General features: G+C 68.5%; 18 protein-coding genes. 8 read left to right on the forward strand and 10 right to left on the reverse strand.

Annotated elements, in window-relative coordinates; genetic code table 11:
• Nucleotides 1-28: 28 nt before the first annotated feature.
• The gene (gene pepN, locus FBR43_RS06335) at nt 29-2,620 is read right to left on the reverse strand and encodes an aminopeptidase N (protein ID WP_136942364.1); all 2,592 of its coding nucleotides are present in this window, start codon (nt 2,618-2,620) and stop codon (nt 29-31) included.
• 128 nt (nt 2,621-2,748) lie between these two features.
• Here pepN and FBR43_RS06340 point away from each other — a divergent pair, with 128 nt between their 5' ends.
• Genes FBR43_RS06340 through FBR43_RS06350 form a run of 3 tightly spaced genes read left to right on the forward strand, consistent with a single transcriptional unit; the run spans nt 2,749 to nt 6,824 of the window.
• Nucleotides 2,749-4,389, forward strand: a complete 1,641-nt coding sequence (locus FBR43_RS06340; RefSeq protein ID WP_249276480.1) for a M28 family metallopeptidase — start codon at nt 2,749-2,751, stop codon at nt 4,387-4,389.
• Nucleotides 4,386-5,975, forward strand: coding sequence for a M20/M25/M40 family metallo-hydrolase (locus tag FBR43_RS06345; protein ID WP_249276481.1), 1,590 nt, complete (start codon nt 4,386-4,388; stop codon nt 5,973-5,975). The genes FBR43_RS06340 and FBR43_RS06345 overlap by 4 nt, the downstream gene beginning before the upstream one ends.
• Before the next feature lie 12 nt (nt 5,976-5,987).
• Entirely contained in the window at nt 5,988-6,824 is an 837-nt protein-coding gene (locus FBR43_RS06350) for a Rossmann-fold NAD(P)-binding domain-containing protein (RefSeq protein WP_136942366.1), read from the forward strand.
• On the opposite strand, the gene FBR43_RS06355 is transcribed toward FBR43_RS06350, so the two are convergent.
• The 4 genes from FBR43_RS06355 to FBR43_RS06370 all read right to left on the reverse strand — a co-directional run bounded on the left by FBR43_RS06355 (nt 6,734) and on the right by FBR43_RS06370 (nt 11,913).
• Nucleotides 6,734-7,642, reverse strand: coding sequence for a DMT family transporter (locus FBR43_RS06355; RefSeq protein ID WP_249276482.1), 909 nt, complete (start codon nt 7,640-7,642; stop codon nt 6,734-6,736). The genes FBR43_RS06350 and FBR43_RS06355 overlap by 91 nt on opposite strands.
• 146 nt (nt 7,643-7,788) lie before the next feature.
• The gene (locus FBR43_RS06360) at nt 7,789-8,790 is read right to left on the reverse strand and encodes a threonine aldolase family protein (protein WP_136942368.1); all 1,002 of its coding nucleotides are present in this window, start codon (nt 8,788-8,790) and stop codon (nt 7,789-7,791) included.
• 40 nt (nt 8,791-8,830) lie between these two features.
• On the reverse strand, nt 8,831-10,924 hold the full coding sequence (locus FBR43_RS06365) for a transglycosylase domain-containing protein (protein WP_136942369.1): 2,094 nt from the start codon (nt 10,922-10,924) through the stop codon (nt 8,831-8,833).
• Between the two features lie 92 nt (nt 10,925-11,016).
• Nucleotides 11,017-11,913 carry an MBL fold metallo-hydrolase gene (locus FBR43_RS06370; protein ID WP_136942370.1) on the reverse strand — a complete coding sequence of 299 codons (897 nt, stop codon included), beginning with the start codon at nt 11,911-11,913 and terminating at the stop codon, nt 11,017-11,019.
• A gap of 71 nt (nt 11,914-11,984) precedes the next feature.
• Here FBR43_RS06370 and FBR43_RS06375 point away from each other — a divergent pair, with 71 nt between their 5' ends.
• The 3 genes from FBR43_RS06375 to FBR43_RS06385 are packed head-to-tail and all read left to right on the forward strand — an operon-like array spanning nt 11,985 to nt 13,606.
• Nucleotides 11,985-12,296, forward strand: coding sequence for an ArsR/SmtB family transcription factor (locus FBR43_RS06375; protein WP_136942371.1), 312 nt, complete (start codon nt 11,985-11,987; stop codon nt 12,294-12,296).
• 4 nt (nt 12,297-12,300) lie between these two features.
• Nucleotides 12,301-12,819, forward strand: a complete 519-nt coding sequence (locus FBR43_RS06380) for a rhodanese-like domain-containing protein (protein WP_136942372.1) — start codon at nt 12,301-12,303, stop codon at nt 12,817-12,819.
• 7 nt (nt 12,820-12,826) lie between these two features.
• On the forward strand, nt 12,827-13,606 hold the full coding sequence (locus FBR43_RS06385; RefSeq protein ID WP_136942373.1) for a sulfite exporter TauE/SafE family protein: 780 nt from the start codon (nt 12,827-12,829) through the stop codon (nt 13,604-13,606).
• 28 nt (nt 13,607-13,634) lie between these two features.
• Here the strand turns inward: FBR43_RS06385 and topA are convergent, their stop codons facing one another.
• On the reverse strand, nt 13,635-16,175 hold the full coding sequence (gene topA / locus FBR43_RS06390; protein ID WP_136942374.1) for a type I DNA topoisomerase: 2,541 nt from the start codon (nt 16,173-16,175) through the stop codon (nt 13,635-13,637).
• Between the two features lie 165 nt (nt 16,176-16,340).
• Here topA and FBR43_RS06395 point away from each other — a divergent pair, with 165 nt between their 5' ends.
• Nucleotides 16,341-16,784 (forward strand): hemerythrin domain-containing protein, encoded by a 444-nt coding sequence (locus FBR43_RS06395; protein ID WP_136942375.1) that lies wholly within the window; start codon nt 16,341-16,343, stop codon nt 16,782-16,784.
• A gap of 3 nt (nt 16,785-16,787) precedes the next feature.
• Here FBR43_RS06395 and FBR43_RS06400 read toward each other — a convergent pair whose 3' ends face one another.
• Nucleotides 16,788-17,657 carry a 3-hydroxybutyryl-CoA dehydrogenase gene (locus FBR43_RS06400; RefSeq protein ID WP_136942376.1) on the reverse strand — a complete coding sequence of 290 codons (870 nt, stop codon included), beginning with the start codon at nt 17,655-17,657 and terminating at the stop codon, nt 16,788-16,790.
• Here FBR43_RS06400 and FBR43_RS06405 point away from each other — a divergent pair.
• On the forward strand, nt 17,647-18,807 hold the full coding sequence (locus tag FBR43_RS06405) for a DUF1176 domain-containing protein (protein ID WP_212611900.1): 1,161 nt from the start codon (nt 17,647-17,649) through the stop codon (nt 18,805-18,807). The two genes, FBR43_RS06400 and FBR43_RS06405, sit on opposite strands and share 11 nt — an antisense overlap.
• Before the next feature lie 132 nt (nt 18,808-18,939).
• Here FBR43_RS06405 and egtD read toward each other — a convergent pair whose 3' ends face one another.
• Genes egtD through FBR43_RS06420 form a run of 3 tightly spaced genes read right to left on the reverse strand, consistent with a single transcriptional unit; the run spans nt 18,940 to nt 21,791 of the window.
• Nucleotides 18,940-19,917, reverse strand: coding sequence for an L-histidine N(alpha)-methyltransferase (gene egtD, locus FBR43_RS06410; RefSeq protein ID WP_136942378.1), 978 nt, complete (start codon nt 19,915-19,917; stop codon nt 18,940-18,942).
• Nucleotides 19,917-21,170, reverse strand: a complete 1,254-nt coding sequence (egtB, locus tag FBR43_RS06415) for an ergothioneine biosynthesis protein EgtB (RefSeq protein WP_169542520.1) — start codon at nt 21,168-21,170, stop codon at nt 19,917-19,919. The genes egtD and egtB overlap by 1 nt, the downstream gene beginning before the upstream one ends.
• Before the next feature lie 51 nt (nt 21,171-21,221).
• Complete coding sequence (locus tag FBR43_RS06420; RefSeq protein WP_136944068.1) at nt 21,222-21,791, reverse strand: cob(I)yrinic acid a,c-diamide adenosyltransferase; 570 nt, start codon at nt 21,789-21,791, stop codon at nt 21,222-21,224.
• Nucleotide 21,792 lies beyond the last annotated feature (1 nt).

Below are 21,792 nucleotides of genomic sequence, written 5' to 3' on the forward strand. Positions count from 1 at the left end.
GTATCGAACGCCGTGCTCTCTCGCGATGCTATTCGAGGCTTTTCGACACCTGTTCGAACATGTCGCGGCTGATACCGGGTACCGCAAGGATGCGCTCGAGCGCGCCACGCATCGCCTGCGCCCGCTCGGCATCGAAGCGCCGCCAGCGGCCGAGTGCGGGAACCAGCTTGGCGGCGGTCTGTGGGTTGAGCTTGTCGAGCGCGATCAGCTGATCGGCAACGAAGGCATAGCCGCCGCCGCCCGCTGTGTGGAAGGCGCGCTGGTTGACGCTGAAAGCGCCTACGAGCGCGCGTGCGCGATTGGGGTTGGCGAGCGTGAAGTCACGATGCTGCGCCAGCTCGATCACGCGGTCGAGCGTGCCGTCGCGCGTGGCCAGCGCCTGAGTGGAGAACCATTTGTCGAGCACCAGCGCATTGTCCGAATAGCGATGGTAGAAGATGTCGAGCGCGGCCTCGCGGCAATCGGCATCCGAATTTACGAGCGCGGTGAGCGCGCCCTGCCGATCGGTCATGTTGTCGGCGGCTTCGAACTGGGCGAACGCGATCTCGGGTGCGTCGGGCGCGCCCGATGCCATGACATAGCCGAGCGACACGGTGCGCAGCCGTCGCGCACCCTTGGCGGCGGGCGAATATTCGAAGCGGTTCGCGTGCGCGCCTTCATAGGCGGCGCGCCAGTCGGCGGCAAGGCTCTGCGCCAGATCGCGCCGCAGCGCCTCGCGCACGCGATGGATCGCTTCGGGGTCGACCATGGCCATCTGGTCGCCGATGAAGCTTTCGGACGGCAGCAGCACCGCCTCGGCGATGAACGCGGCATCGAGCGCGCGGTCGCGCAGCGTGGCGCGCACCGCCGCGATGACCGCACCATGATCGGCGCGGCCCTGCGTGACGCCGAGCACCAGCGTATCGAGCATCAGCTGCTGGATCGCCTCGTAGCGCGCGAACGGATCGTCGTCATGCGCCGACAGGAATGCGAGGTCGGCGGCGGGGCGATTGGCATCCACGATCACCGGCGCCGAGAAGCCCCGGTTGATCGACAGCACGGGCCGCTCGCTCACGCCTTCGAACACGATCTCGGCGGTTTCGTCACGCAACTCGACGAGCTGCTCGGCGGCGAGCGGCGCGGCGGTTTCGGCGCCGAAGAGCTTGATGCGCAGCGGCAGCGCCATCGGTTGCTTGACGGGCTGGCCGGGCGTTGGCGGTACGCTCTGGCGCAGCGAGAGGCGCGCGCGGCCATCGCCGGGTTCATGCGACAGCAGCGCCTGCACGCGCGGCGTGCCCGCCTGGCTGTACCACAGGCGGAACTGGGCGAGATCGGCGCCCGAGGCATCTTCCATCGCGCGCACGAAATCCTCGACGGTGGCGGCAGTGCCGTCATGCCGGTCGAAATAGAGGTCGGCGCCCTGCCGGAAGCGCTCGGCCCCCAGCATTGTGTGCATCATGCGGATGACCTCGGCGCCCTTGTTGTAGATCGTCGCGGTGTAGAAGTTCGAGATTTCCTGATATTCGTCGGGGCGGACGGGATGCGCGAGCGGCCCGGCATCCTCGGGAAACTGCGCCGCGCGCAAGGAGCGCACGTCCTCGATCCGCTTGACCGCCGGCGATCCCTGATCGGCGGAGAATTGCTGGTCGCGCAGCACGGTGAAGCCCTCCTTGAGGCTCAGCTGGAACCAGTCGCGGCAGGTGACGCGGTTGCCCGACCAGTTGTGGAAATACTCGTGCGCGACGACGGCGGCGACGGCGTCGTAATCGTAATCGGTGGCGGTATCGGGGTCGGCGAGGATGTAGCGGCTGTTGAAGATGTTCAGCCCCTTGTTCTCCATCGCGCCGAAGTTGAAATCGTCGACCGCGACGATGTTGAATACGTCGAGGTCGTATTCGCGGCCATAGACCTGCTCGTCCCAGCGCATCGCGGTTTCGAGCGCGTGGAGCGCGTGGTCGGTCTTGGCGAGATCGGGGGCGCGCACCCAGATGGCGAGCGATACCTCGCGTCCCGAGCGCGTGACGAAGCCGGTGCGGTTGGCGACGAGATCGCCCGCCACCAGCGCGAACAGATAGGACGGCTTGGGGAAGGGATCGTGCCACTCGGCGAAATGGCGACCGCCGGCGAGGTCGCCCGAGGCCACAGGGTCGCCGTTCGACAGCAGGATGGGATAGCGCGCCTTGTCGGCCTCGAGGCGGACGCGGTAGCGCGTGAGGATGTCGGGCCGGTCGGGGAACCAGGTGATGCGGCGGAAGCCCTCGGCCTCGCATTGCGTGCACAGCAGTCCACCCGAGGCGTAGAGCCCCATGAGCTGCGTATTGCGCTCGGGCGCCAGCGCGACTTCGGTCTCGATCTCGTGCGCGTCGCCCGCGAGCGCGATCGAAAGCTGCTCGCCGGCAAATACGGGGTCGACCGCAGCACCATCGACCCGCAGGGCGAGAAGCTCGAGCCCGTCGCCATCGAGCAGCAGCGGGAGGTCGTGCGCGCCGTTGCGCTCGACCTTCAGCGTCGCGCGGACGATGGTGCGCGCGGGATCGAGCGTGAAATGCAGCGCGAGATCGGGCACCAGCCAGGCGGGCGGCGCATAATCGCCACGCCGGACGACACGGGGCTGGGCGGAGGCGGAAAGTGCATCGAGCATGGCTAGCGAGGTAGGCGGTATGGCGCCGCGCGGCAATGGCGCAGACGCGCGGTTGGCGGACGCGGCAAGCGATGCTAGGCCGGGTGGTGACACCTGATACGAAGAGGCGCCCGATGGTTCGCAAGTCGATGTTGTTGCTCGCAATTTCCTGCTCGTCGATGGCGCTGGCGCAGCAGGCGCCGCAACCGGCTGCGGTCGAGGCGACGGCGTTGCCACCCGAGCAGGCGGCGATGAAGGCGCATGTGATGTTCCTCGCCTCCGACGCGATGCAGGGACGCGAGGCCGGGACGTCGAGCTACGACGTCGCGGCGCAGTATGTGGCGTCGCAATTTTATTCGGCCGGACTGAAGCCGGCAGGCACCGATGGCAGCTATCTGCAGGACGTGCCGCTGCTGCGCTACAAGCCGGCGAGCGAGGGCAGTTTTGCCTATGCGCCGCGCGGCGGCGCGCCGACGGCGCTGCGCTTCGGCGCCGACTATATCCCCGGCGCCGATCCGACGCGCGCCGAGACGGTGGTCGATGCGCCGGTGGTGTTCGTCGGCTACGGGGTCGATGCGCCGCAGTTCAAGCGCGACGATTATGCGGGCGTCGACGTGAGGGGCAAGATCGTGGCGTTCTTCGCAGGGGCGCCGGCGAACCTGCCGGGCGAGGAGCGCGCGCATTTCGGCAATACCGCGAACAAGGCGGTTACGGCGCAGGCGAAGGGCGCGGTCGGCTATGTCGTGCTCGAATCGCCGACGAGCGCGAAGGTGCGTCCGTTCGCGCGGCAGGCCGAGAGCTATGCCGATGCGCGGATGACGTGGGCGCGGCCCGACGGCAGCGGCTTCTTCGCGGCGCCTGACACGCCGGGGCTGGGCAGCCTGAGCATGACGGGTGCCGAAAAGCTGTTCGCCGGTGCGCGCACGCCCTGGGCCGAGGTGGTGAAGACCGCCGAGAGCCCGCAGGCCGCGTTCCGCGCGGTCGAACTGCCGGGACGGCTTTCGGTGAAGCTCGCGACGACGACCGAGCCGGTGACGAGCTACAATGTCGCGGGGATGCTCGAAGGCAGCGATCCCAGGCTCAAGAACGAAGTCGTCGTGCTCACCGCGCATCTCGACCATGTCGGCGTCGGCACGCCAAAGGACGGCGATGCGATCTACAACGGCGCGATGGACAATGCTGTCGGCATCGCCGCGATGATCGAGGAAGCCAAGCGCTTCAAGGCATCGGGCCAGCCGCCGAAGCGCAGCATCCTGTTCCTGGCGGTCACCGCCGAGGAGAAGGGGCTGGTGGGCGCCGATTATTTCGCGCGCAATCCCTCGATCGCCAAGGAACGGCTGGTCGCCAACGTCAATCTCGACATGCCGATCATCACCTACAAGTTCGAGGACGTCATCGCCTTCGGCGCGCAGCGATCGACGCTGGGGCAATATGTGATGAACGCGGCGCAGAAGCTGGGCGTGACCTTCTCGCCCGATCCGATGCCCGAACAGGGGCTGTTCACGCGCAGCGACCATTATCGCTTCGTGCAGCAGGGCATCCCCTCGGTATTCCTGTGGCCGGGCACCAAGGGGCCGGGCAAGGCGGCGGTCGATGCGTTCTTCGCGCAGCATTATCACCAGCCCTCGGACGCGCTGGGGCAGAACCCGGCGATCGACTGGGAATCGGGCGCGCGCTTTATCGAGGCGAACTACATGATCGCGCGCGAGATCGCCGATGCGCCCGAGCGGCCGCGCTGGAACAAGGGCGACTTCTTCGGCACGCTGTATAACGGCCACGGCGCGCGGTGATCGCGCGCGCGATCGCCGGGCTCGCCGCGGCGGCGCTGCTCGCGGCGGGTGCGCGCGCCGACGACCGGCCGCTCGGCGCCGATGCGGCGGCGGTGCGCGCGCATGTGGCTGTGCTGGCCGACGACGCGCTGAAGGGCCGCGCGGCGGGCACGCCCGAATATGAGAAGGCCGCCGACTATGTGATCGCGCAGATGGCGGCGGCGGGTCTTTCGCCTGCCGGGACGAATGGCGACTGGCGCCAGCCGGTGACGCTGGTGGCGGCGCGAGCCACCGGCGGCGAGGGGTCGCTGCTGCGCGGCTCGCGTGCGACGCGCCTTGTTCCGGGCCACGACGTTGCGCTGCTGCCCCACTGGGAGATGGCCGAGCGCAAGACCGAGGGCGAGGTGGTGTTCGCCGGCCATGGCGTGATCGACCCGGCGCGCGGGGTCGACGACTATCGCGGGCTCGACGTGAAAGGGCGGATCGTCGCGATCCTGCTTGGCACGCCCAACGGGCTCGAGGACGATGTTGCGGCGCATTACGGCAATCGCGACGTCAGGGCCGAGCTGGCGGCGCGCAACGGTGCTGTGGGTATCCTATTCATCGAAGATGCGGGGCGCGAGGCGTTCGCCGCGACGGCGCGGGCAGCCACGGGACCGCGCGTGCGCTGGGCGCCGCCGGCGGGGGGAGGCGCCGCACCGATCCCGCAACTGGCGGTGCTGGGCGAGGCGGGGGCGGCAAAGCTGTTCGCCGGATCGCCGATCGCATGGGCGAAGGTCCGCGCCGCCGAGCGTGCGCGCACCGCGCTGCCGACGGGCGCGCTTGGAAGGACGGCGCGCTTCCGGCAGCTGAGCGAGCAGGCGCGCATCGCCAGCAACAATGTGGTGGGGCGGCTGGCGGGGAGCGATCCGGCGCTGGCCGGCGAGCATGTGGTGCTGACCGCGCATCTCGACCATGTCGGCGTCGGCGAACCGGTGGCGGGCGACGCGATCCACAACGGCGCGGTCGACAATGCGATCGGCGTCGGCGCGATGATCGAGGTGGCGCGCCGCTTCCAGCGCGAGGGCCGGCGCCCGCGCCGCAGCCTGTTGTTCGTCGCGCTCACCGCCGAGGAAGCGGGGCTGCTGGGGTCGGACTATTTCGCCAACCACCCGACGGTGCCGCGTGAGGGGCTGGTGGCGAACGTCAATATCGACATGCCGATCCTGACCTATGCCTTTCAGGACATCGTGGCGTTCGGCGCGGGGCGATCGAGCATCGGGCCGGTGCTGGCGCGCGTGGCGAAGGCGCAGGGCATCGCCGTCACTGCCGATCCGCAGCCCGAGGAAGCGTTCTTCGTGCGCAGCGACCATTACAGCTTCGTGCGCGCCGGCATCCCCTCGGTCGCGATCGACACCGGGCCGGCGGGGCCGGGGGCGGCGGCGACGGCAGTGTTTCTCGAGCGGCACTATCACCAGCCGTCGGACGAGATCGGCCTGCCGATCGACTGGGATGCTGCCGACCGCTTCGTCATGCTGCATCACGCGCTGGTGGCCGAGCTTGCCGACGGGCCGCGGCCGAAATGGAATGCGGGCGATTACTTCGGGACGGTCTATGGGCGGCAGTGAGGCCGGCGGACGATGCGGCTGCTGATCCTGGGCCTCGGCTACACCACCAGCCGCCTGTGCGAGCGGCTGCGCCCGCATGGCTGGCGCATCGCGGGCACGACGCGCGACGGGCGCGGCGACAGCATCGCCTTTGCCGATAGCGATCGCGTCCGCTTCGAGATCGGCGAGGCGACGCACATTCTCTCGTCGGTGCCGCCTGCCGACGACGACGACCCGGTGCTTGCCGCCTATGCCGATGCACTGGAAGCGAGCGGTGCGCGGCTCGCCTATCTCTCCTCGACCGGCGTCTATGGCGATGCCGGCGGAGCGTGGGTCGACGAGAGCGCGCCGACGGGCGGCGGGCGCCGTAGCGCGCGTGCCGATGCCGATGCGCGCTGGCTCGCGCTGGGTGCGCGGGTATTCCGGCTGCCCGGCATCTATGGCCCTGGCCGCTCACCGCTCGATCGTGTACTTGAGGGCAGGGCGCATCGGGTGGACTTGGCGGGGCAGGTGTTCAGCCGCGTGCATGTCGACGATATCGTCGAAGGCGTGGCCGCGGGGCTCGATGCGCCGGCGGGGGCATACAACCTGTCCGACGACCTGCCGTGCAGCCAGAACGTGGTGATCGAACATGCCGCAAGGCTGCTGGGGATGCCGCCACCGCCCTTAGTGCCGGTGGAGAGCCTGTCACCCATGGCGCGGGGCTTCTATGCCGAGAACCGGCGTGTCGCGAACGGCAAGGCGAAGCGCGTGCTCGGCTGGCGGCCGCGCTATCCCGATTACCGGTTGGGCCTGCGCGCTCTGAGCGCCACGACCAGCCCCGCGAGCACCAGTACGGCGCCGGCAGCGGCGAGCAGCGACCAGCGATAGCCTTCGAACAGCGTCGAAAGGCCCATCGCGATGACGGGGATGATGACGCTCGAATAGGCGGCCTTGGCAGGACCGATGACGCGGATGACGCCGAAATAGAGCGTGAAGGCGACCGCCGACGCCATGACGCCGAGATAGACCAGGCCGGCGATGTAGCTCGCGGTGAGCTCGAAGCGCGGCGGGCCGGCGACGGCGTAGCTAAAGATCGCATCGAACGCCGCGCCGATGAGCATCGCCCAGCCGAGCATCGGCGCCATCGGATAGGCGCGCGCGGTGCTCGTCGCCTGCATGACGTTGGCCGACGAGGCCGACAGCACGCCGAGCGCGGTGAGGCCGATGCCGATCAGCGTGGTGGTGCCGCCCGACGGATCGCGCCGGATCTCGTGCAGGAAGAGAAGCGCGATGCCGGCAATGGCGATCGCCGATCCGACGAGCAGTTGCCGACCCATGCGCTGGCCGAGAAAGATGCGCGCGAAGATCGCATTGGGCACCAGCAGCAGCGCGAACACCACGGCGACCAGCCCCGAGGTGACGTACATCTCGGCGCGGTAGACGAAGTTGAAGTTGAGCACGAACTGCGCAAGCGCCAGCGCCGCCGCGAAGCGCAAGCCCCGCGCGTCGAGGCGCAGCGACTGGCGTTTGTAGAGCGCCCAGCCGAGCATGGTGACGCCGCCCAGCGCGAAGCGATAGGTGACCGACCAGGAAGGCGGAACCTCGCCCAGCTGACCGGTGATGACGATCCATGTCGAGCCCCAGATCAGCGTGACGATGGCGAAGGGAATGAGAATGGCCAGCCGAGTGGATTGAGGGTCAGGCACATCCTCCCCGGCACGGGGAGGGGGACGGCCAGCCGCAGGCTGGTGGTGGAGGGGGGCTGCCGCAAACGATGCCGCCTGCGGCGATCCCCCTCCACCATGCTGCGCATGGTCCCCCTCCCCGTGCCGGGAAGGATGTGCTTCGGCGCTCACAGCGCGGCGATCGCCTGGGCGAGCGGCCGAACGGCCTCCTCGCCCTGATCCCATGCGGTGACGAAGCGCGCCTGCCCCTCGCCCCAGTCGTAAAAATCGAACCCCGCCGCGCGCAGCCGTGCCGCTTCGTCGGAGGTGAGGCGGACGAACACCTCGTTCGCCTCAACGGGCTCGACCAGCCGGTGCGGCGCGGCGGCGGCGATCAGCGCGGCGCCGGCGTTCGCCGCGCGCGCATTGTCGAGCCAGCGGTCGCCTTCGAGCATCGCGAGGATCTGGGCTGCGAGATAGCGGCCCTTCGATTGCAGATGCCCCGCGCGCTTGCGGCGATAGCGCGTGGCGGCGGCAAGGCCGGGGCGGAAGAATACCAGCGCCTCGGCCGACATGCCGCCATTCTTGACGAAGCCGAAGCTGAGCGCATCGACGCCGGCGCGCCAAGTGACATCGGCGGGCGCGCAGCCGAGCGCGGCGACGGCGTTGGCGAAGCGCGCGCCATCCATGTGCAGCGCGAGCCCGCGCCGCCGCGCGACCGCGCCGATCGCGGCTACCTCGTCGGGCGCATAGACGCGGCCGGCTTCGGTGGCGTTGGTGATCGAGATGGCGTGCGGCTGCACCTGATGCACATCGTCGCGGATCGCGGCGGCGGCGGCGTCGATCGTGTCGGGGGCGAGCTTGGCGCCTTCACCCTCGAGCAGCAACAGCTTGGCACCGTGCGTGTAGAATTCGGGCGCGCCGCCCTCGTCGCACTGGATATGCGCCTCGCGGTGGCAGAATATCGCGCCATGTGGCGGGCACAATGCGGCGAGCGCCAGCGCGTTGGCGGCGGTGCCGGTTGGCACCCACAGCGCCTCGACCGGGGTCTCGAACAGGTCGGAAAGCGCGCCGTCGAGCGTCTGCGACCAGCGATCGCCGTCATAGGCGGTGTCCTGCGCGTTGGCGGCGACGAGCGCCTCGATGACGGCGGGGCAGGCGGGGGCGGCGTTGTCGGAGAAGAAGCGCATGGTCCACGCCCTTGCGAGGCGCGGAAGGTGGCGTCAACGCCTAGAATTCGTCGCCCTCGGGGGGCATGTCGTCGGGCGCTTCTTCGCGCCGGCGCGCCGCGTCGGCATCGCGCGTACGCGTGCCGGGGCCGATCTCGATACCGCCATCGGGGCCGACGCGCAGGTTGATGCCCAGCCCCTCGAACTCGCCTTCGAAATCGACGGGCGGGATCGCGGGGACTGCGCCGTTGGCGAAATCGTCGATGATGTTGCCCGAGTCCTCGACGGCCTCGATCACGGCGGGCTCGGCGCGCGCAGCAGTCTGCGCGCCCGTCGCGCGCGTCATATAGTCGCGCCAGATGCGCGCGGGCACCCCGCCGCCCGACAGGCCGGCATTGGGGGTATTGTCGTCGTTGCCGACCCATACGCCGGTGACGATGCCGTCGGCATAGCCGACGAACAGCGCGTCGCGATTGTCCTGCGTGGTGCCCGTCTTGCCGAAGGCGGGGATCGACAGTGCCGCCTGGCGGCCGGTGCCGCGCTCGATCGAACCGGCGAGCATCGCGCGCATCGCGTCGAGCTGATCGGCCGGGATGGCGCTGCGATCGAGCCCGAGGCGATCGAGCCAGCTGCCCTCGACGGGCTGCGCCAGCCCGCGCGCGCGCACGGGCGCTTCGCCCGCGGCGATCGCGGCATAGGCGGCGGTGAGTTCGAGCAGCGAGACCGACGAGGTGCCGAGCGCGATCGTCGCTTCGGAGGGGATGGGCGTCGAGATGCCCAGATCGCGTGCGGCGCGGATCACTGCGCGCGGGCCGACCTGCTGCGTCAGCCGCGCGGCGGCGACGTTGCTCGACTGCGCGAAGGCCTGCGCGAGCGTGATCTCGCCGCGATAACGGCCGTCGGAGTTCTTCGGGCTCCAGTCGGCGATGGTGACGGGGCTGTCGTCCACCAGATCGTCGGGGTCCATGCCGGCGCGCAGTGCTGCCAGATAGACGAACAGCTTGAAGGTGGAGCCCGGCTGGCGTCGCGCCTGGGTGGCGCGGTTGAAGGGGCTCTTGGCGTAGTCCTTTCCACCGACCATCGCGATGATGCGCCCGTCGGGCCGCATCGAGACGATCGCGACCTGCGCCTGGCGGAGGCCCGCAGCGCGCACCGCGCGTTCGGCGGCGCGCTGGTGGCGCATCTCGAGCGTCGTCTGCACCGTCTGGTCGGCAGCGATGGCGCCGGCATTGTCGCGCGCTTGCGGCAGTACCCAGTCGGCGAAATAGGTGCCGGTAGGCAATCGCTTGATCCGTGCGACCTTGAGGCGGGCAGGGGCCACGTCGTCGGCCTCGGCGGCGGTGAGATAGCCCGCCGCCTCCATCGCGCCGACGACGACCGCCTGCCGATCGCGCGCGCCCTTGAGGTTCTGCGTCGGTGCGAGGCGGCTGGGCGCCTTGACCAGCCCCGCGAGCATCGCCGCCTGCGACACCGTAAGGTCATCGGCATCGCGGCTGAAATAATGGCGCGCGGCGGCGCTCAGGCCATAGACATTGTCGCCGAAGTAGACGTTCGAGAGATAGCGCGAGAGGATCTCGTCCTTGCTCAGCCATGCCTCGAGCCAGAAGGCGATCATCACTTCGCGCAGCTTGCGCGCCAGCGTGCGATCGGAGCTCAGGAACACATTCTTGGCGAGCTGCTGCGTGATGGTGCTGCCGCCCTGCGCCGAATTGTCGGTGAAGCTGTTGTTCCAGAACGCACGCGCGATGCCGCGCGGATCGATGCCCCAGTGCGAGCGGAAGCGCCGGTCCTCGATCGCGAGAAAGGCCCCCGTGACATGATCGGGCAGGCGCGTCGCGTCGACCGGGTCGCCGATCACGGCACCGTGCCGCGCGATCGGATCGCCTTCCGCCGACAACAGCGTGATCGAGGGCGGTACCGGCGGCTCGAGCGACTTTGAAAGCGGCGCGGTCACGGCAAGCCAGGCGACGAGGAGCACGAGCAGCACGATTGCCGCCGCCGCGCCCCGCGCCAGCCAGCGCATCGGGCTCGGACGCCATGCAGGCGGCAGCGGCTCCGGCACAGGCGCAGGAGGCGGCGCGGCAGGCGGATCGACGACGGCGGGGCCGCTGTCGGCAGGCGGCACGCGCCATGGGTCGAAGCTGTCGATACGCATGATGCTGGTTGCTGTATTACCGCGCTAATACGCAGGGGGCAAGCGAAGGATACTCCTGTCAGCGGGCGCGGTGCAAGCGGTGCCCGGTTACATCAGTCGGCGTGCGCTTCGCTCGATACCGGCCGATCGCGCCATTTCACCGGAATGCGTAGATAGGTGACGCCGTTCGCTTCGGCCTGATCGAAATGGCCTGCGCGGATGTTGACCTGGATCGACGGGAGCAGCAGCCTGGGTACCGACAGCCCGGCGTCGCGCTGCTCGCGCATGGCGACGAATTCGTCCTCGCTCACACCGTCATGCACGTGGACGCTCGACCGGCGCTGCTCGCCCACGGTGGTTTCCCAGCGATACTCGTCGCGGCCCGGCGCCTTGTAGTCGTGGCACAGGAACAGCCGCGTCGCGTCGGGCAGCGCGAGCAGACGGCGGATCGAACGGTAGAGCGTGCGCGCATCGCCGCCGGGGAAATCGGCGCGGGCAGTGCCATAGTCGGGCATGAACAGCGTATCGCCGACGAACGCGGCGTCGCCAATCAGATAGGCGATATCGGCTGGCGTATGCCCGGGAACGTGCAGCACCGCGACCTCCAGCACGCCGATCGCGAAGCGGTCGCCGTCGTCGAAAAGGCGGTCGAAATCCGAACCGTCGGTTTTCAGGTCGTCCATGGCGAATACGGGGCGGAAAATCTTCTGCACGTCGCGGATATGCGCGCCTATGCCGATCCATGCGCCGGTATGCGCCTTGATGAATGGCGCGGCCGAGAGGTGATCGGCATGGGCGTGGGTCTCGAGTACCATCGCGATCCGCCAGTCCTGCTCACGCGCGAACGCAACGATCCGCTCGGCCGAGCGCGTATCGGCGACGCCGCTCGCCATATCAAAATCGAGCACCGGATCGATCACCGCTGCCGTGCGCGTCGCGGGATCGCCGACGAGATAGCTGATCGTGTTCGTCGGCTCGTCGAAGAAGGCTTCGATGAAGGGCTGGGTCATGAATTCCTCCGTTAGCGCTTGCTAATATATTAGGTGATGCTACATAAGCAATACCTAATGGAGCGGTGTTGATGCTCAAGCCTATGGATTTGGCCACCTTCGAGGCGAAGGCCGGGCAGGTTGCCGACACGCTGAAGGCGATCGGCAACGCGCGCCGGCTGATGCTGCTGTGCAAGCTGGTCGAACACGGCGAAGTGACGGTCGGCGATCTGGCGCGCGATGTCGGCCTGTCGCAGTCCGCCTGTTCGCAGCACCTGGCGAAGATGCGTGACGAAGGCCTCGTCACCTACCGGCGCGAGAGCCAGACGCTCTGGTACGCCATTGCCGATGCGCGTGTCGAAACGCTGCTCGCCACCCTCTACCAGCTCTACTGCAAGGATTGATACGATGACGCTTGCAACGCTTTCCCCCGCCGAAGCCCGCGCCGCGATCGACGCCGGTGCGCGCCTGATCGATATTCGCGGCGCCGACGAACATGCCCGCGAGCGGATTCCCGGCGCAGTGAACGTGCCGCTCGACCAAATCGGCGAACTGCCGCGCGGCGATCGCCCGCTGGTGTTCCATTGCCGATCGGGTGCGCGCACGACTGCGCATGCCGCAAGGCTTCGCGACGTGGCGGGGAGCAGTCCCGCCTATGTTCTGGGCGGCGGCATCGATGCGTGGCGGCAGGCAGGACAGCCGGTGGTAGCCGACCGCTCGCAGCCATTGGAGATCATGCGGCAGGTGCAGATCGCCGCTGGCGCACTCGTGCTGACGGGCGTACTGCTCGGGCTGTTCGTCGCGCCCGGTTTCTTCGGATTGTCGGCATTCGTGGGCGCAGGACTGATGTTCGCGGGTACGACGGGCTGGTGCGGCATGGCCAGGCTGTTGCGCGTCATGCCGTGGAACCGGCGCGCGCTGGCCTGAAACTTCGATGGACGCGCACACGCTATTCGCGGCGCTTGCTTCGGGCGGTGCGGTCGGACTGATCCTCGGCCTGGTCGGCGGAGGCGGATCGATCCTCGCCGTGCCGCTGCTCGTCTATTTCGTCGGCGTCGGCTCGCCGCATGCCGCGATCGGCACCGCGGCGGTAGCGGTGACGATCAACGCGCTGGCGAGCCTCATCGGCCACGCGCGCGCCGGCCAGGTAAAGTGGCGCTGCGCGGGCGTGTTCGCGGTCTCGGGCATGATCGGCGCGGCGCTGGGAGCCGAGCTGGGCAAGGCGTTCGACGGCGCGAAGCTGCTCGGCCTTTTCGGGCTGTTGATGATCGGCGTCGGGCTGTCGATGCTGCGCAAGCGGCGGACGATCGAGGCGCCCGATGTCCGCCTTACGCGCGAGAGTGCGGCGGCGCTGTTGCCGCGGCTGGTGCCGATTGGCCTCGGCGTCGGCCTGGCGGCGGGATTTTTCGGCATCGGCGGAGGCTTTCTGATCGTGCCGGGCCTGATCGCCGCGACAGCAATGCCGTTGTCGGTTGCGGTCGGCACATCGCTTGTCGTCGTCACCGCGTTGGGGTTGACCACCGCCACCTCCTACGCGGTGTCGGGGCTGGTCGACTGGCGTTTAACGGCGCTGCTGGTCATGGGCGGGATCGCGGGCGCAGCGCTCGGCATCGTTGCGGGCCGATCGATCGCGGGCAGCAAGCGAGTGCTCGAGCGCGGCTTCGCCGCACTCGTGATCGCGATTGGCGTCTATGTCGTAGCGACCGCGTTCTGACGCCGTTGCACCCCAGCGGACCTGATGGTCAGTCGGCCGCCCCCTTCTTCCTGACAGGTGCCGCCTTCTTCTTCACGGACGCCTTCTTCTTCGGCGCGGTCTTTTTCTTCCCCTTGGCCGGCGCCGCTGCCGCACGCGCGTCGATAAGCGCCACGGCCTCATCGAGCGTCAGCGCGTCCTTGTCCGCGGTCTTGGGTAGCGTGGCGTTGGTCGTGCCGTCGGTCACATACGCGCCGTAGCGGCCTTCCATCAGCCGCACGTCCTCGCCCGAGACGGGATGCTTGCCGAAGACCTTGAGCGGTTCGCGTGCCGCGCCGCGCTGCGGCCGCCCGCCGCCCGCGGCTGCCTCTGCCAGCTTGACGACGGCGGCGTTCATGCCTGTCTCGAACACCTCGGCGGTCGAGCCGAGCCGCGCATATTTGCCGTTATGCGCCAGATAGGGGCCATAGCGGCCGATCGAGGCGGTGATCGGCTCGCCGCTTTCGGGATGCGCGCCGATGGTGCGCGGCAGGCTCAGCAGCTTTAGCGCCATCTCCAGATCGAGCTCGCCGATGTCCTTGGGGATCGACGCGCGCTTGGCCTCCTTGCCCTCGCCGAGCTGGATATAGGGGCCGAAGCGCCCCGACTTGCGCTCGACGGGCAGGCCGCTTTCGGGATCGGTGCCGAGCGTCTCGGGGCCCGTATCGTCGCCTTCGCCGCCCGGCTGTGCGAAGCGACGCGTATATTTGCACTCGGGATAGTTCGAGCACGCCACGAACGCGCCGAACCGCCCGCCGCGCAGCGCCAGCCGGCCTTCGCCGCAATTGGGGCACAGCCGCGGATCGCTGCCGTCGGCTTTCTTGGGAAACAGATAGGGCTCGAGGAACTTGTCGAGCTCAGCGGTCACTTCCGAAGGCTTCTGCTCCATCACCTCGTCGGTGCGCGGGCGGAAATCGCGCCAGAAGGCGTCGAGCACGCTCTGCCACTGCGCGCGGCCGCCCGATACGTCGTCCAGCTCCTCCTCGAGCCCGGCGGTGAAGTCGTAGCTAACATATTTCTCGAAGAAGCGCTCGAGAAACGCCGTGAGCAACCGGCCGCTTTCCTCTGCGAAGAAACGGTTCTTGTCCATGCGCACATAGGCGCGATCGCGCAGCACCTGGATGATCGAGGCGTAGGTCGAAGGACGGCCGATGCCGAGCTCCTCGAGCCGCTTGACGAGCGATGCTTCCGAAAAGCGCGGCGGCGGCTGGGTGAAATGCTGCTCGGCGGCGACGCCGAGCTTGGCGGGCGCATCGCCTTCGCGCAGCAGCGGCAGGCGGCGGCCGTCCTCGTCGTCCGAATCGTCGCGGCCTTCCTCGTACAGGGCGAGATAGCCGGGAAAGAGCACGACCTGCCCGGTGGCGCGCAGTGCGGTCTGGCCCGTCGCGTCCTCGAGCTCGACGGCGGTGCGCTCCATCCGCGCCGAGGCCATCTGGCTGGCGAGCGCGCGCTTGAACACGAGGTCGTAGAGCTTGGCGTGATCGCCCGATCCGGCGCGGTCCTTGCCGAAATCGGTGGGGCGGATCGCCTCGTGCGCCTCCTGCGCGTTCTTCGCCTTGGTCTGGTACTGGCGCGGCTTGTCGGGGACGTAGCTGCCGTCATAGCGCTGGGCGATGGCACGGCGCGCATCGGCGATCGCCGATCCGTCCATCTGCACGCCGTCGGTGCGCATATAGGTGATCGCGCCGTCCTCGTAGAGCGCCTGCGCGATGCGCATCGTGTGGCTGGCCGAGAAGCCGAGCTTGCGCGCGGCTTCCTGTTGCAGCGTCGAGGTGGTGAAGGGCGGCGGTGGATTGCGCGTGGCGGGCTTGGTTTCGACCGACGCGACCGAGAAGCGGCCGTCCTCCACTGCCTTTTTCGCGCGATCGGCGGTGCCCTGCTCGCCGATCGACAGGCGATCGAGCTTCGCGCCCTCGAAGCGCGCGAGCCGCGCCTGGAAGCGCGTGCCGTCGGCCTCCATGTCGGCGACGACCGACCAGTATTCCTGCGGCACGAACGCCTCGATCTCGCGCTCGCGCTCGACGATCAGGCGCAGCGCGACCGATTGCACGCGCCCCGCCGACTTGGCGCCGGGCAGCTTGCGCCACAGCACTGGCGACAGCGTGAATCCGACGAGGTAGTCGAGCGCGCGGCGGGCGCGATAGGCGTCGATCAGATCGGTATCGAGCGCGCGGGGGCGCTCCATCGCACTGGTGACGGCGGCCTTGGTGATGGCGTTGAAAGTCACGCGATCGACCGTGGCAGGCAGCGCCTTGCGCTTCGCCAACACTTCCTGGACGTGCCACGAAATCGCCTCGCCCTCGCGATCGGGGTCGGTCGCGAGGATCAGGCGATCGGCCTTCTTCGCCTCGTCGGTGATCGCCTTGAGCTGCTTGGCCTTGTCGGCGTAATTTTCCCAGTCCATCGCGAAGCCTTCGTCGGGCTTCACCGACCCGTCCTTGGGAGGCAGATCGCGGACATGACCGTAGCTGGCGAGGACGCGATAGTCCTTGCCCAGATATTTCTCGATGGTCTTCGCCTTGGCGGGCGATTCGACGATTACTAGCTGCATGCGAAGCCGCGGTGCCCCTTGTTCGTGTACGCACGCGAGGATGGGGAGCCGCCCCGGCGCGCGTCAAGGCTGCGCGCTGTGACAGGTTGGGGCGCCGCCGTCACCCCATGACGTTCACGCTTTCTTATCCTGCATCAAGCAATCGAGGCGGTGGAGGTACGCGACATGCAGCACGCCTATCTGTCGTTCGAACGGCTCATCCGCGAACATCGCGCCATCGCCGAACTCGCGACCGTACTGCGCGCGACGATTGCAGACGACGCGGCGCCCGACGTGATGTGCGCCGCGCTCGAAGCGCTCTCGGACCAACTCGTCAGCCATCTGGCCACCGAGGACGCCGATATCTATCCGCAACTGATGCTGAGCGCCGACGAGGGCGCCGCGGCTGCGGCGCGCGAGGCGATCGCTGCCTTCGAGACGCTGGCGGCGGATTGGCGCGACTATGCCGCGCACTGGACGTCGGGCGCGATCGAAGCGGATTGCGAAGGCTTTGCCGAAGCGACGGCAGCGATCCTCGATCGACTCGATGCACGCGTGCGCAGCGAGAACGAACTGCTGTACCCGATGGCGCTGCGCGCCGCGCATATCCGGCTGCGCGACGCCGCCTGACGATCAGCGCGTCGGCACCGGCGTCTCGCCCGAATAGTCGTAGAAGCCGCGCTTGGTCTTGCGGCCGAGCCAGCCGGCCTCGACATATTTGACGAGCAGCGGCGCGGGGCGGAACTTGGGATCGCCGGTGCCGTCGTGCAGCACGCGCGTGATCTCGAGACAGGTATCGAGGCCGATGAAATCGGCGAGCGTCAGCGGCCCCATCGGGTGATTGAGACCGAGGCGGCAGGCGGTGTCGATATCGGCGACAGTCGCCACGCCTTCACCGAGCGCGAAACAGGCCTCGTTGAGCATCGGCATCAGCACGCGATTGACGATGAACCCCGGCGCGTCGTTGGCGTGGACGATCTCCTTGCCCAGCCGGCGGCCATAAGCGGTGACGGCATCGACCGTGACATCGGCAGTGGCGAGGCCACGAATGAGTTCGATCAGTCCCATCACCGGCACGGGATTGAAGAAATGCACGCCCATGAAACGCGCGGGATCATGCGCCGTCTGCGCCAGCCGCGTGATGGGGATCGACGAGGTGTTGGTCGCGAGGATGGCGCTGTCGGACAGATGCCGAGCGACGCTCTCGAAGATCGCGCGCTTGACCGTCTCGCGCTCGGTCGCGGCCTCGATCACCAGATCGGCAGGCGCGACGGCGGCGTGATCGCCGATGCAGGAGATACGATCGAGCGCGGCATCGCGATCGGCGGGCGCGATCTTCTCCTTCGTCACGAGCCGCTCGAGCGCCTTGGCGATGCCAGCCTTGCCCGCCTCGGCGCGCGCCAGATCGACATCGGCGAGCAGCACGCGATAGCCGGCCTGCGCCGATACCTGCGCGATGCCCGCGCCCATTTGCCCCGCGCCGATGACTCCGATGACGTCCATGTTCTTCTCCCGATCGCTTGCGCGCCTGCTATCGCGTTGCGCGGTCGCGCGCTATGCCGGCGGCATGAAACTGTTCGCGCCGCTGCTACTGACGCTCGCCGCCTGTTCGCCGGCGCCCGATGCGACGACCAACCTTGCCGAGAAAGCGCCCGATACGACGCCCGGCAGCCCTCTGCCGTCGCAGGACGACGCAGCGACCGCCGCCGCCGCGCCGCGCATCGGCGAGCTACGCACCTTTCGCGACTGGACGGTGGGTTGCGACAATATCGGCAACTGCAAGGCGGTAGCGCTGGCGCCCGAGGACGATGCAGGCAACTGGCCGGCGTTCCTGCCTTCGATCGAGCGCGATGCGGGCACGCCGGGGGCGATGCGGATCGCCTTTGCCGGCGAAAGCGAGATCGCCGCGCCTATCGTGCTGCGCATCGACGGCGCCGAAGTGGCGCGCGGCGGCACGCGCGAGGGGCAGTTCGAAGGCAGCGAGGCGCGCCGCATCGCCGAGGCGATGGCCAATGCGCAGGCCGCCGAGATCGAGAGCGCCGGGCAGCGCGCACAGGTATCGCTTGCGGGCGTGTCGGCAGCGCTGCGCTATATCGACGCGCAGCAGGGCCGCGCGGGGACCGGCGGCGCGATCGTGGCGAAGGGCGGGCGGATCGACAATGCCGCCGCCTCGCCGATGCCGGTCATCCGCGCGCTCGCGCCCTCGGGGACTGCGGAGACGCTCGACGCGGCGGCGATCACGCGGCTGCAGGAGGAAGCGGGTTGCGAGATATTCGAAGGCGCGTACCAGCCCGATCCGCAATTCCACGCGCTGGGCGGGGGCGTGACGCTCGCGCTCGTGCCGTGCGGGGCAGGGGCTTATAACGCCATTCATGCCGCCTTCGTAATCGAGCGCGGCGCAACGCGCGCGGCACCGTTTGACGCGGTGCCCAACGGCTTCGGCGAAGATGGCGCGCCGACGCTCATCAACGCCGGCTTCGAGGATGGCGAGCTCGCCGCCTTCGCCAAAGGCCGCGGGCTGGGCGATTGCGGCGTCATCCAGCGCTATGTGTGGGACGGCACGCGGTTCCGCATCGTCGAGCAGTCCGAAATGGGCGAGTGTCGCGGCAGCACCGACTATATCACGACGTACCGCGCCCGCATCGAACGCTAGGGGCTGTTTAAGCAAAGCTGAAACAGCGCGGCACCGGCCCGCTCCCCCACCCGGCCACCCATGAGGATAGCCTGGCTGGGTGGCCGGGTGGGGGAGCGGGCCGGTACCGCTTCAGCGTGGCTAAAAAGCAGCCTAGGGGGCGGCGGGCCGCGACTGCGCTTCGGCGAGGATGAGCGCGAACCAGTCGTCGGGATCGGTCCATTCAGCGATCGGCGTCCAGCCGCCCGCGCGCAGCAGCACGCGAGCATCGCGCGGCCCGTATTTGTGGCTGTTCTCGGTATGGATCGTCTCGCCGGCACGCATCGCGAAATCGCGGCCATCGACTCCGAACGCGACGTCGCGCTGGGCTTCCAGATGCATCTCGATGCGCGCGGCCGCGTCATTCCAGATCGCGCGGTGCGCGAACGCCTCGACGGGGATGGTGCCCGCCAGCTCGCGATTGATGCGCTCAAGCAGATTGAGGTTGAATGCGGCGGTGACGCCGGCGGCATCGTCATAGGCAGGCACGAGCACCGCTTCGTCCTTGATGCGATCGATGCCGATCAAGAGCATCGCGCCTTCGCCGAGCGACTCGCGCATCGTGCGCAGCAAATCGGTCGCGGCGAGCGGCGTCAGGTTGCCGACGGTCGATCCGGGGAAGAAGCCGAGCTTGGGCGCTCCCGCCACGGCATCGGGCAGGGGCACGGGCCGCATGAAATTGGCCTCGACGGGATGGATCGCAAGGTCGGGAAAATCGTCGACCAGAGCTGCCGCCGAATGCCGCAGGAATTCGCCCGAAATGTCGATCGGCACATAGGCGGCGGGTGCGATGCTGCGCAGCAGGCGCGGCGTCTTCATCGAAGAGCCCGAGCCGAACTCGATGACCGCACGCCCGGTGCCGACCGCCGCCCCGATTTGCTCGCCCGCCATATCGAGCAGCGAGACTTCGGTGCGGGTGGGATAATATTCGGGAAGATCGGTGATCGCCTCGAACAGCTCGGAGCCGCGACGATCGTAGAACCAGCGCGCGGGGATCGCGCGAGGCCGCGTCGCCAGACCGGCCAGCACGTCCGCACGGAACTCGGGGTCGGCCAGGCTGACCTCGCCATCCTCGACTTCGGGCTTGAGCATCAGACGTCCTTTGCGAGCCGCACGCCGGTGAACTGCCAGCGCTGGTGCGGGTAGAAGAAGTTGCGATAGCTGGCGCGCACATGGCCGCGCGGCGTGGCGCACGAGCCGCCGCGCAGCACGAACTGCCCGCTCATGAACTTGCCGTTATATTCGCCGACCGCGCCTTCGGCGGCGCGGAAGCCCGGATGCGGGCGATAGGCGCTGCCCGTCCATTCCCACACATCGCCGAAAAAGGCGGGGCCGCCGGTCGAGGGTCGCGGCTCGACCGGACCGGCAGCGTCGAGGAAGTTGCCGGCGGCCGGATCATGCGCGGCGGCGGCGCATTCCCATTCGCTTTCGGTCGGCAGCCGCGCGCCTGCCCAGCTGGCATAGGCGTCGGCCTCGTAGAAGCTGACATGCGTGACGGGAGCGGCGGGATCGATCGCGCGGCGCCCGTCGAGCCCGAAGCGCGTCCACCCCGCCTCGCCGCGCTGCCAGTAGAGTGGGGCTTCGATCGCTTCGGCCTTCACCCAGGCCCAGCCATCGGCGAGCCAGTGGCGCGGATCGGTATAGCCGCCATCGGCGATGAACTGCATCCACTCGCCATTGGTCACGGTGCGATCGGCGATCGCGTGCGGATGGAGCAGCGCCGCGTGGCGTGGCGACTCGCAGTCGAAAGCAAATCCGTCGCCCTCATGGCCGATCTCGCAGACCTCCGCCGTGCCTTCGATCCACGCGACGGGGCCGGGCATCGGCACAGGCATCTTGCGCGCGCCGGGCCATATCGCGGGTTCGACCGGATTCTGCGCGAACAGGTGCAGGATGTCGGTAAGCAGTAGCTCCTGATGCTGCTGCTCGTGATGGCAGCCCAGTTCGATCAGCGCGCGCGCATCGCGCGGCAGGTCGTCGAAGGCGTCGTCCACGGCGGCGTCGACATACGCGCGATAGGCCAGCACCTCCTCGAGTGAGGGGCGCGTAATCATCCCGCGCCGGTCACGCGCATGCCGCGCGCCCTCGGCTTCGTAATAGCTGTTGAACAGAAAGGGGAAGCGCTCGTCGTGCAGCGTGTAGCCGGGCACATTGTCGCGCAGCACGAACGTCTCGAAGAACCAGCTGGTATGCGCCAGATGCCATTTGGCGGGCGACGCATCGGGCATCGATTGAACGGTCGCGTCGGCATCGCCGAGCGGCGCGACGAGCGCGACGCTCAGATCGCGCACCTGATGGAAATGAAGCAGCGCGGGCGTGCTGCTTGATATCGGATTGGGCCGCATGTCGTCTCTCCACTCGCCGATGGCAGAACGCCACGCGCGCCCGATCGAAGATCAGCGCGATGCCCCCGGTTTCCACAGAACGTCGCCCGGCCCGTTTTTGTTCACATATCGAGCAAGAATAAAAAGCAGGTCAGACAGGCGGTTGATATAGGTTAGCGCGGCGGGATTGAGCGTGTTGCCGGCACCGGCCGAAACCATCGCCCGCTCGGCGCGTCGGACGATCGCGCGCGCAAGGTGCATCGACGCCGCTACGGGCGATCCGCCGGGGAGAATGAAGCTCGACAGCGGCTCGAGTTCGCCATTCAACCGATCGATATCGGCTTCGAGCGCCGCGACTTGATGCGGGGTGACGCGCAACGCAGCGTCGGGATGAGCGTCGGGGTTCCAGGGTGTGGCGAGATCGGCACCGAGATCGAACATCTCGTTCTGGATGCGGCCGAGCATTACGCCGATCGCGGCATCGTCGATGCCGGCGAGCGCCACGCCGATCGCCGAATTGGCCTCGTCAACGTCGCCGATCGCGGCGATCAGCGGATCGGCTTTCGAAACGCGCGAACCGTCGACCAGGCCGGTCGTGCCGGTATCGCCGGTGCGCGTGTAGATGCGGTTGAGCTTGACCAGC

The organism is Sphingomonas baiyangensis (assembly GCF_005144715.1).
Taxonomy (GTDB): domain Bacteria; phylum Pseudomonadota; class Alphaproteobacteria; order Sphingomonadales; family Sphingomonadaceae; genus Sphingomonas; species Sphingomonas baiyangensis.

Coding starts and splice junctions, on each gene's coding strand:
- FBR43_RS06405 (WP_212611900.1), top strand. CDS start 17,647: ATGACGTCCATGTTCTTCTCCCGATCGCTTGCGCGCCTGCTATCGCGT.
- FBR43_RS06375 (WP_136942371.1), top strand. CDS start 11,985: ATGCTCAAGCCTATGGATTTGGCCACCTTCGAGGCGAAGGCCGGGCAG.
- FBR43_RS06340 (WP_249276480.1), top strand. CDS start 2,749: ATGTTGTTGCTCGCAATTTCCTGCTCGTCGATGGCGCTGGCGCAGCAG.
- FBR43_RS06360 (WP_136942368.1), bottom strand. CDS start 8,790: ATGCGCTTCTTCTCCGACAACGCCGCCCCCGCCTGCCCCGCCGTCATC.
- FBR43_RS06395 (WP_136942375.1), top strand. CDS start 16,341: ATGCAGCACGCCTATCTGTCGTTCGAACGGCTCATCCGCGAACATCGC.
- FBR43_RS06350 (WP_136942366.1), top strand. CDS start 5,988: ATGCGGCTGCTGATCCTGGGCCTCGGCTACACCACCAGCCGCCTGTGC.
- FBR43_RS06365 (WP_136942369.1), bottom strand. CDS start 10,924: ATGCGTATCGACAGCTTCGACCCATGGCGCGTGCCGCCTGCCGACAGC.
- FBR43_RS06370 (WP_136942370.1), bottom strand. CDS start 11,913: ATGACCCAGCCCTTCATCGAAGCCTTCTTCGACGAGCCGACGAACACG.
- egtB (WP_169542520.1), bottom strand. CDS start 21,170: ATGCGGCCCAATCCGATATCAAGCAGCACGCCCGCGCTGCTTCATTTC.
- FBR43_RS06400 (WP_136942376.1), bottom strand. CDS start 17,657: ATGGACGTCATCGGAGTCATCGGCGCGGGGCAAATGGGCGCGGGCATC.
- topA (WP_136942374.1), bottom strand. CDS start 16,175: ATGCAGCTAGTAATCGTCGAATCGCCCGCCAAGGCGAAGACCATCGAG.
- FBR43_RS06385 (WP_136942373.1), top strand. CDS start 12,827: ATGGACGCGCACACGCTATTCGCGGCGCTTGCTTCGGGCGGTGCGGTC.
- pepN (WP_136942364.1), bottom strand. CDS start 2,620: ATGCTCGATGCACTTTCCGCCTCCGCCCAGCCCCGTGTCGTCCGGCGT.
- FBR43_RS06380 (WP_136942372.1), top strand. CDS start 12,301: ATGACGCTTGCAACGCTTTCCCCCGCCGAAGCCCGCGCCGCGATCGAC.
- egtD (WP_136942378.1), bottom strand. CDS start 19,917: ATGCTCAAGCCCGAAGTCGAGGATGGCGAGGTCAGCCTGGCCGACCCC.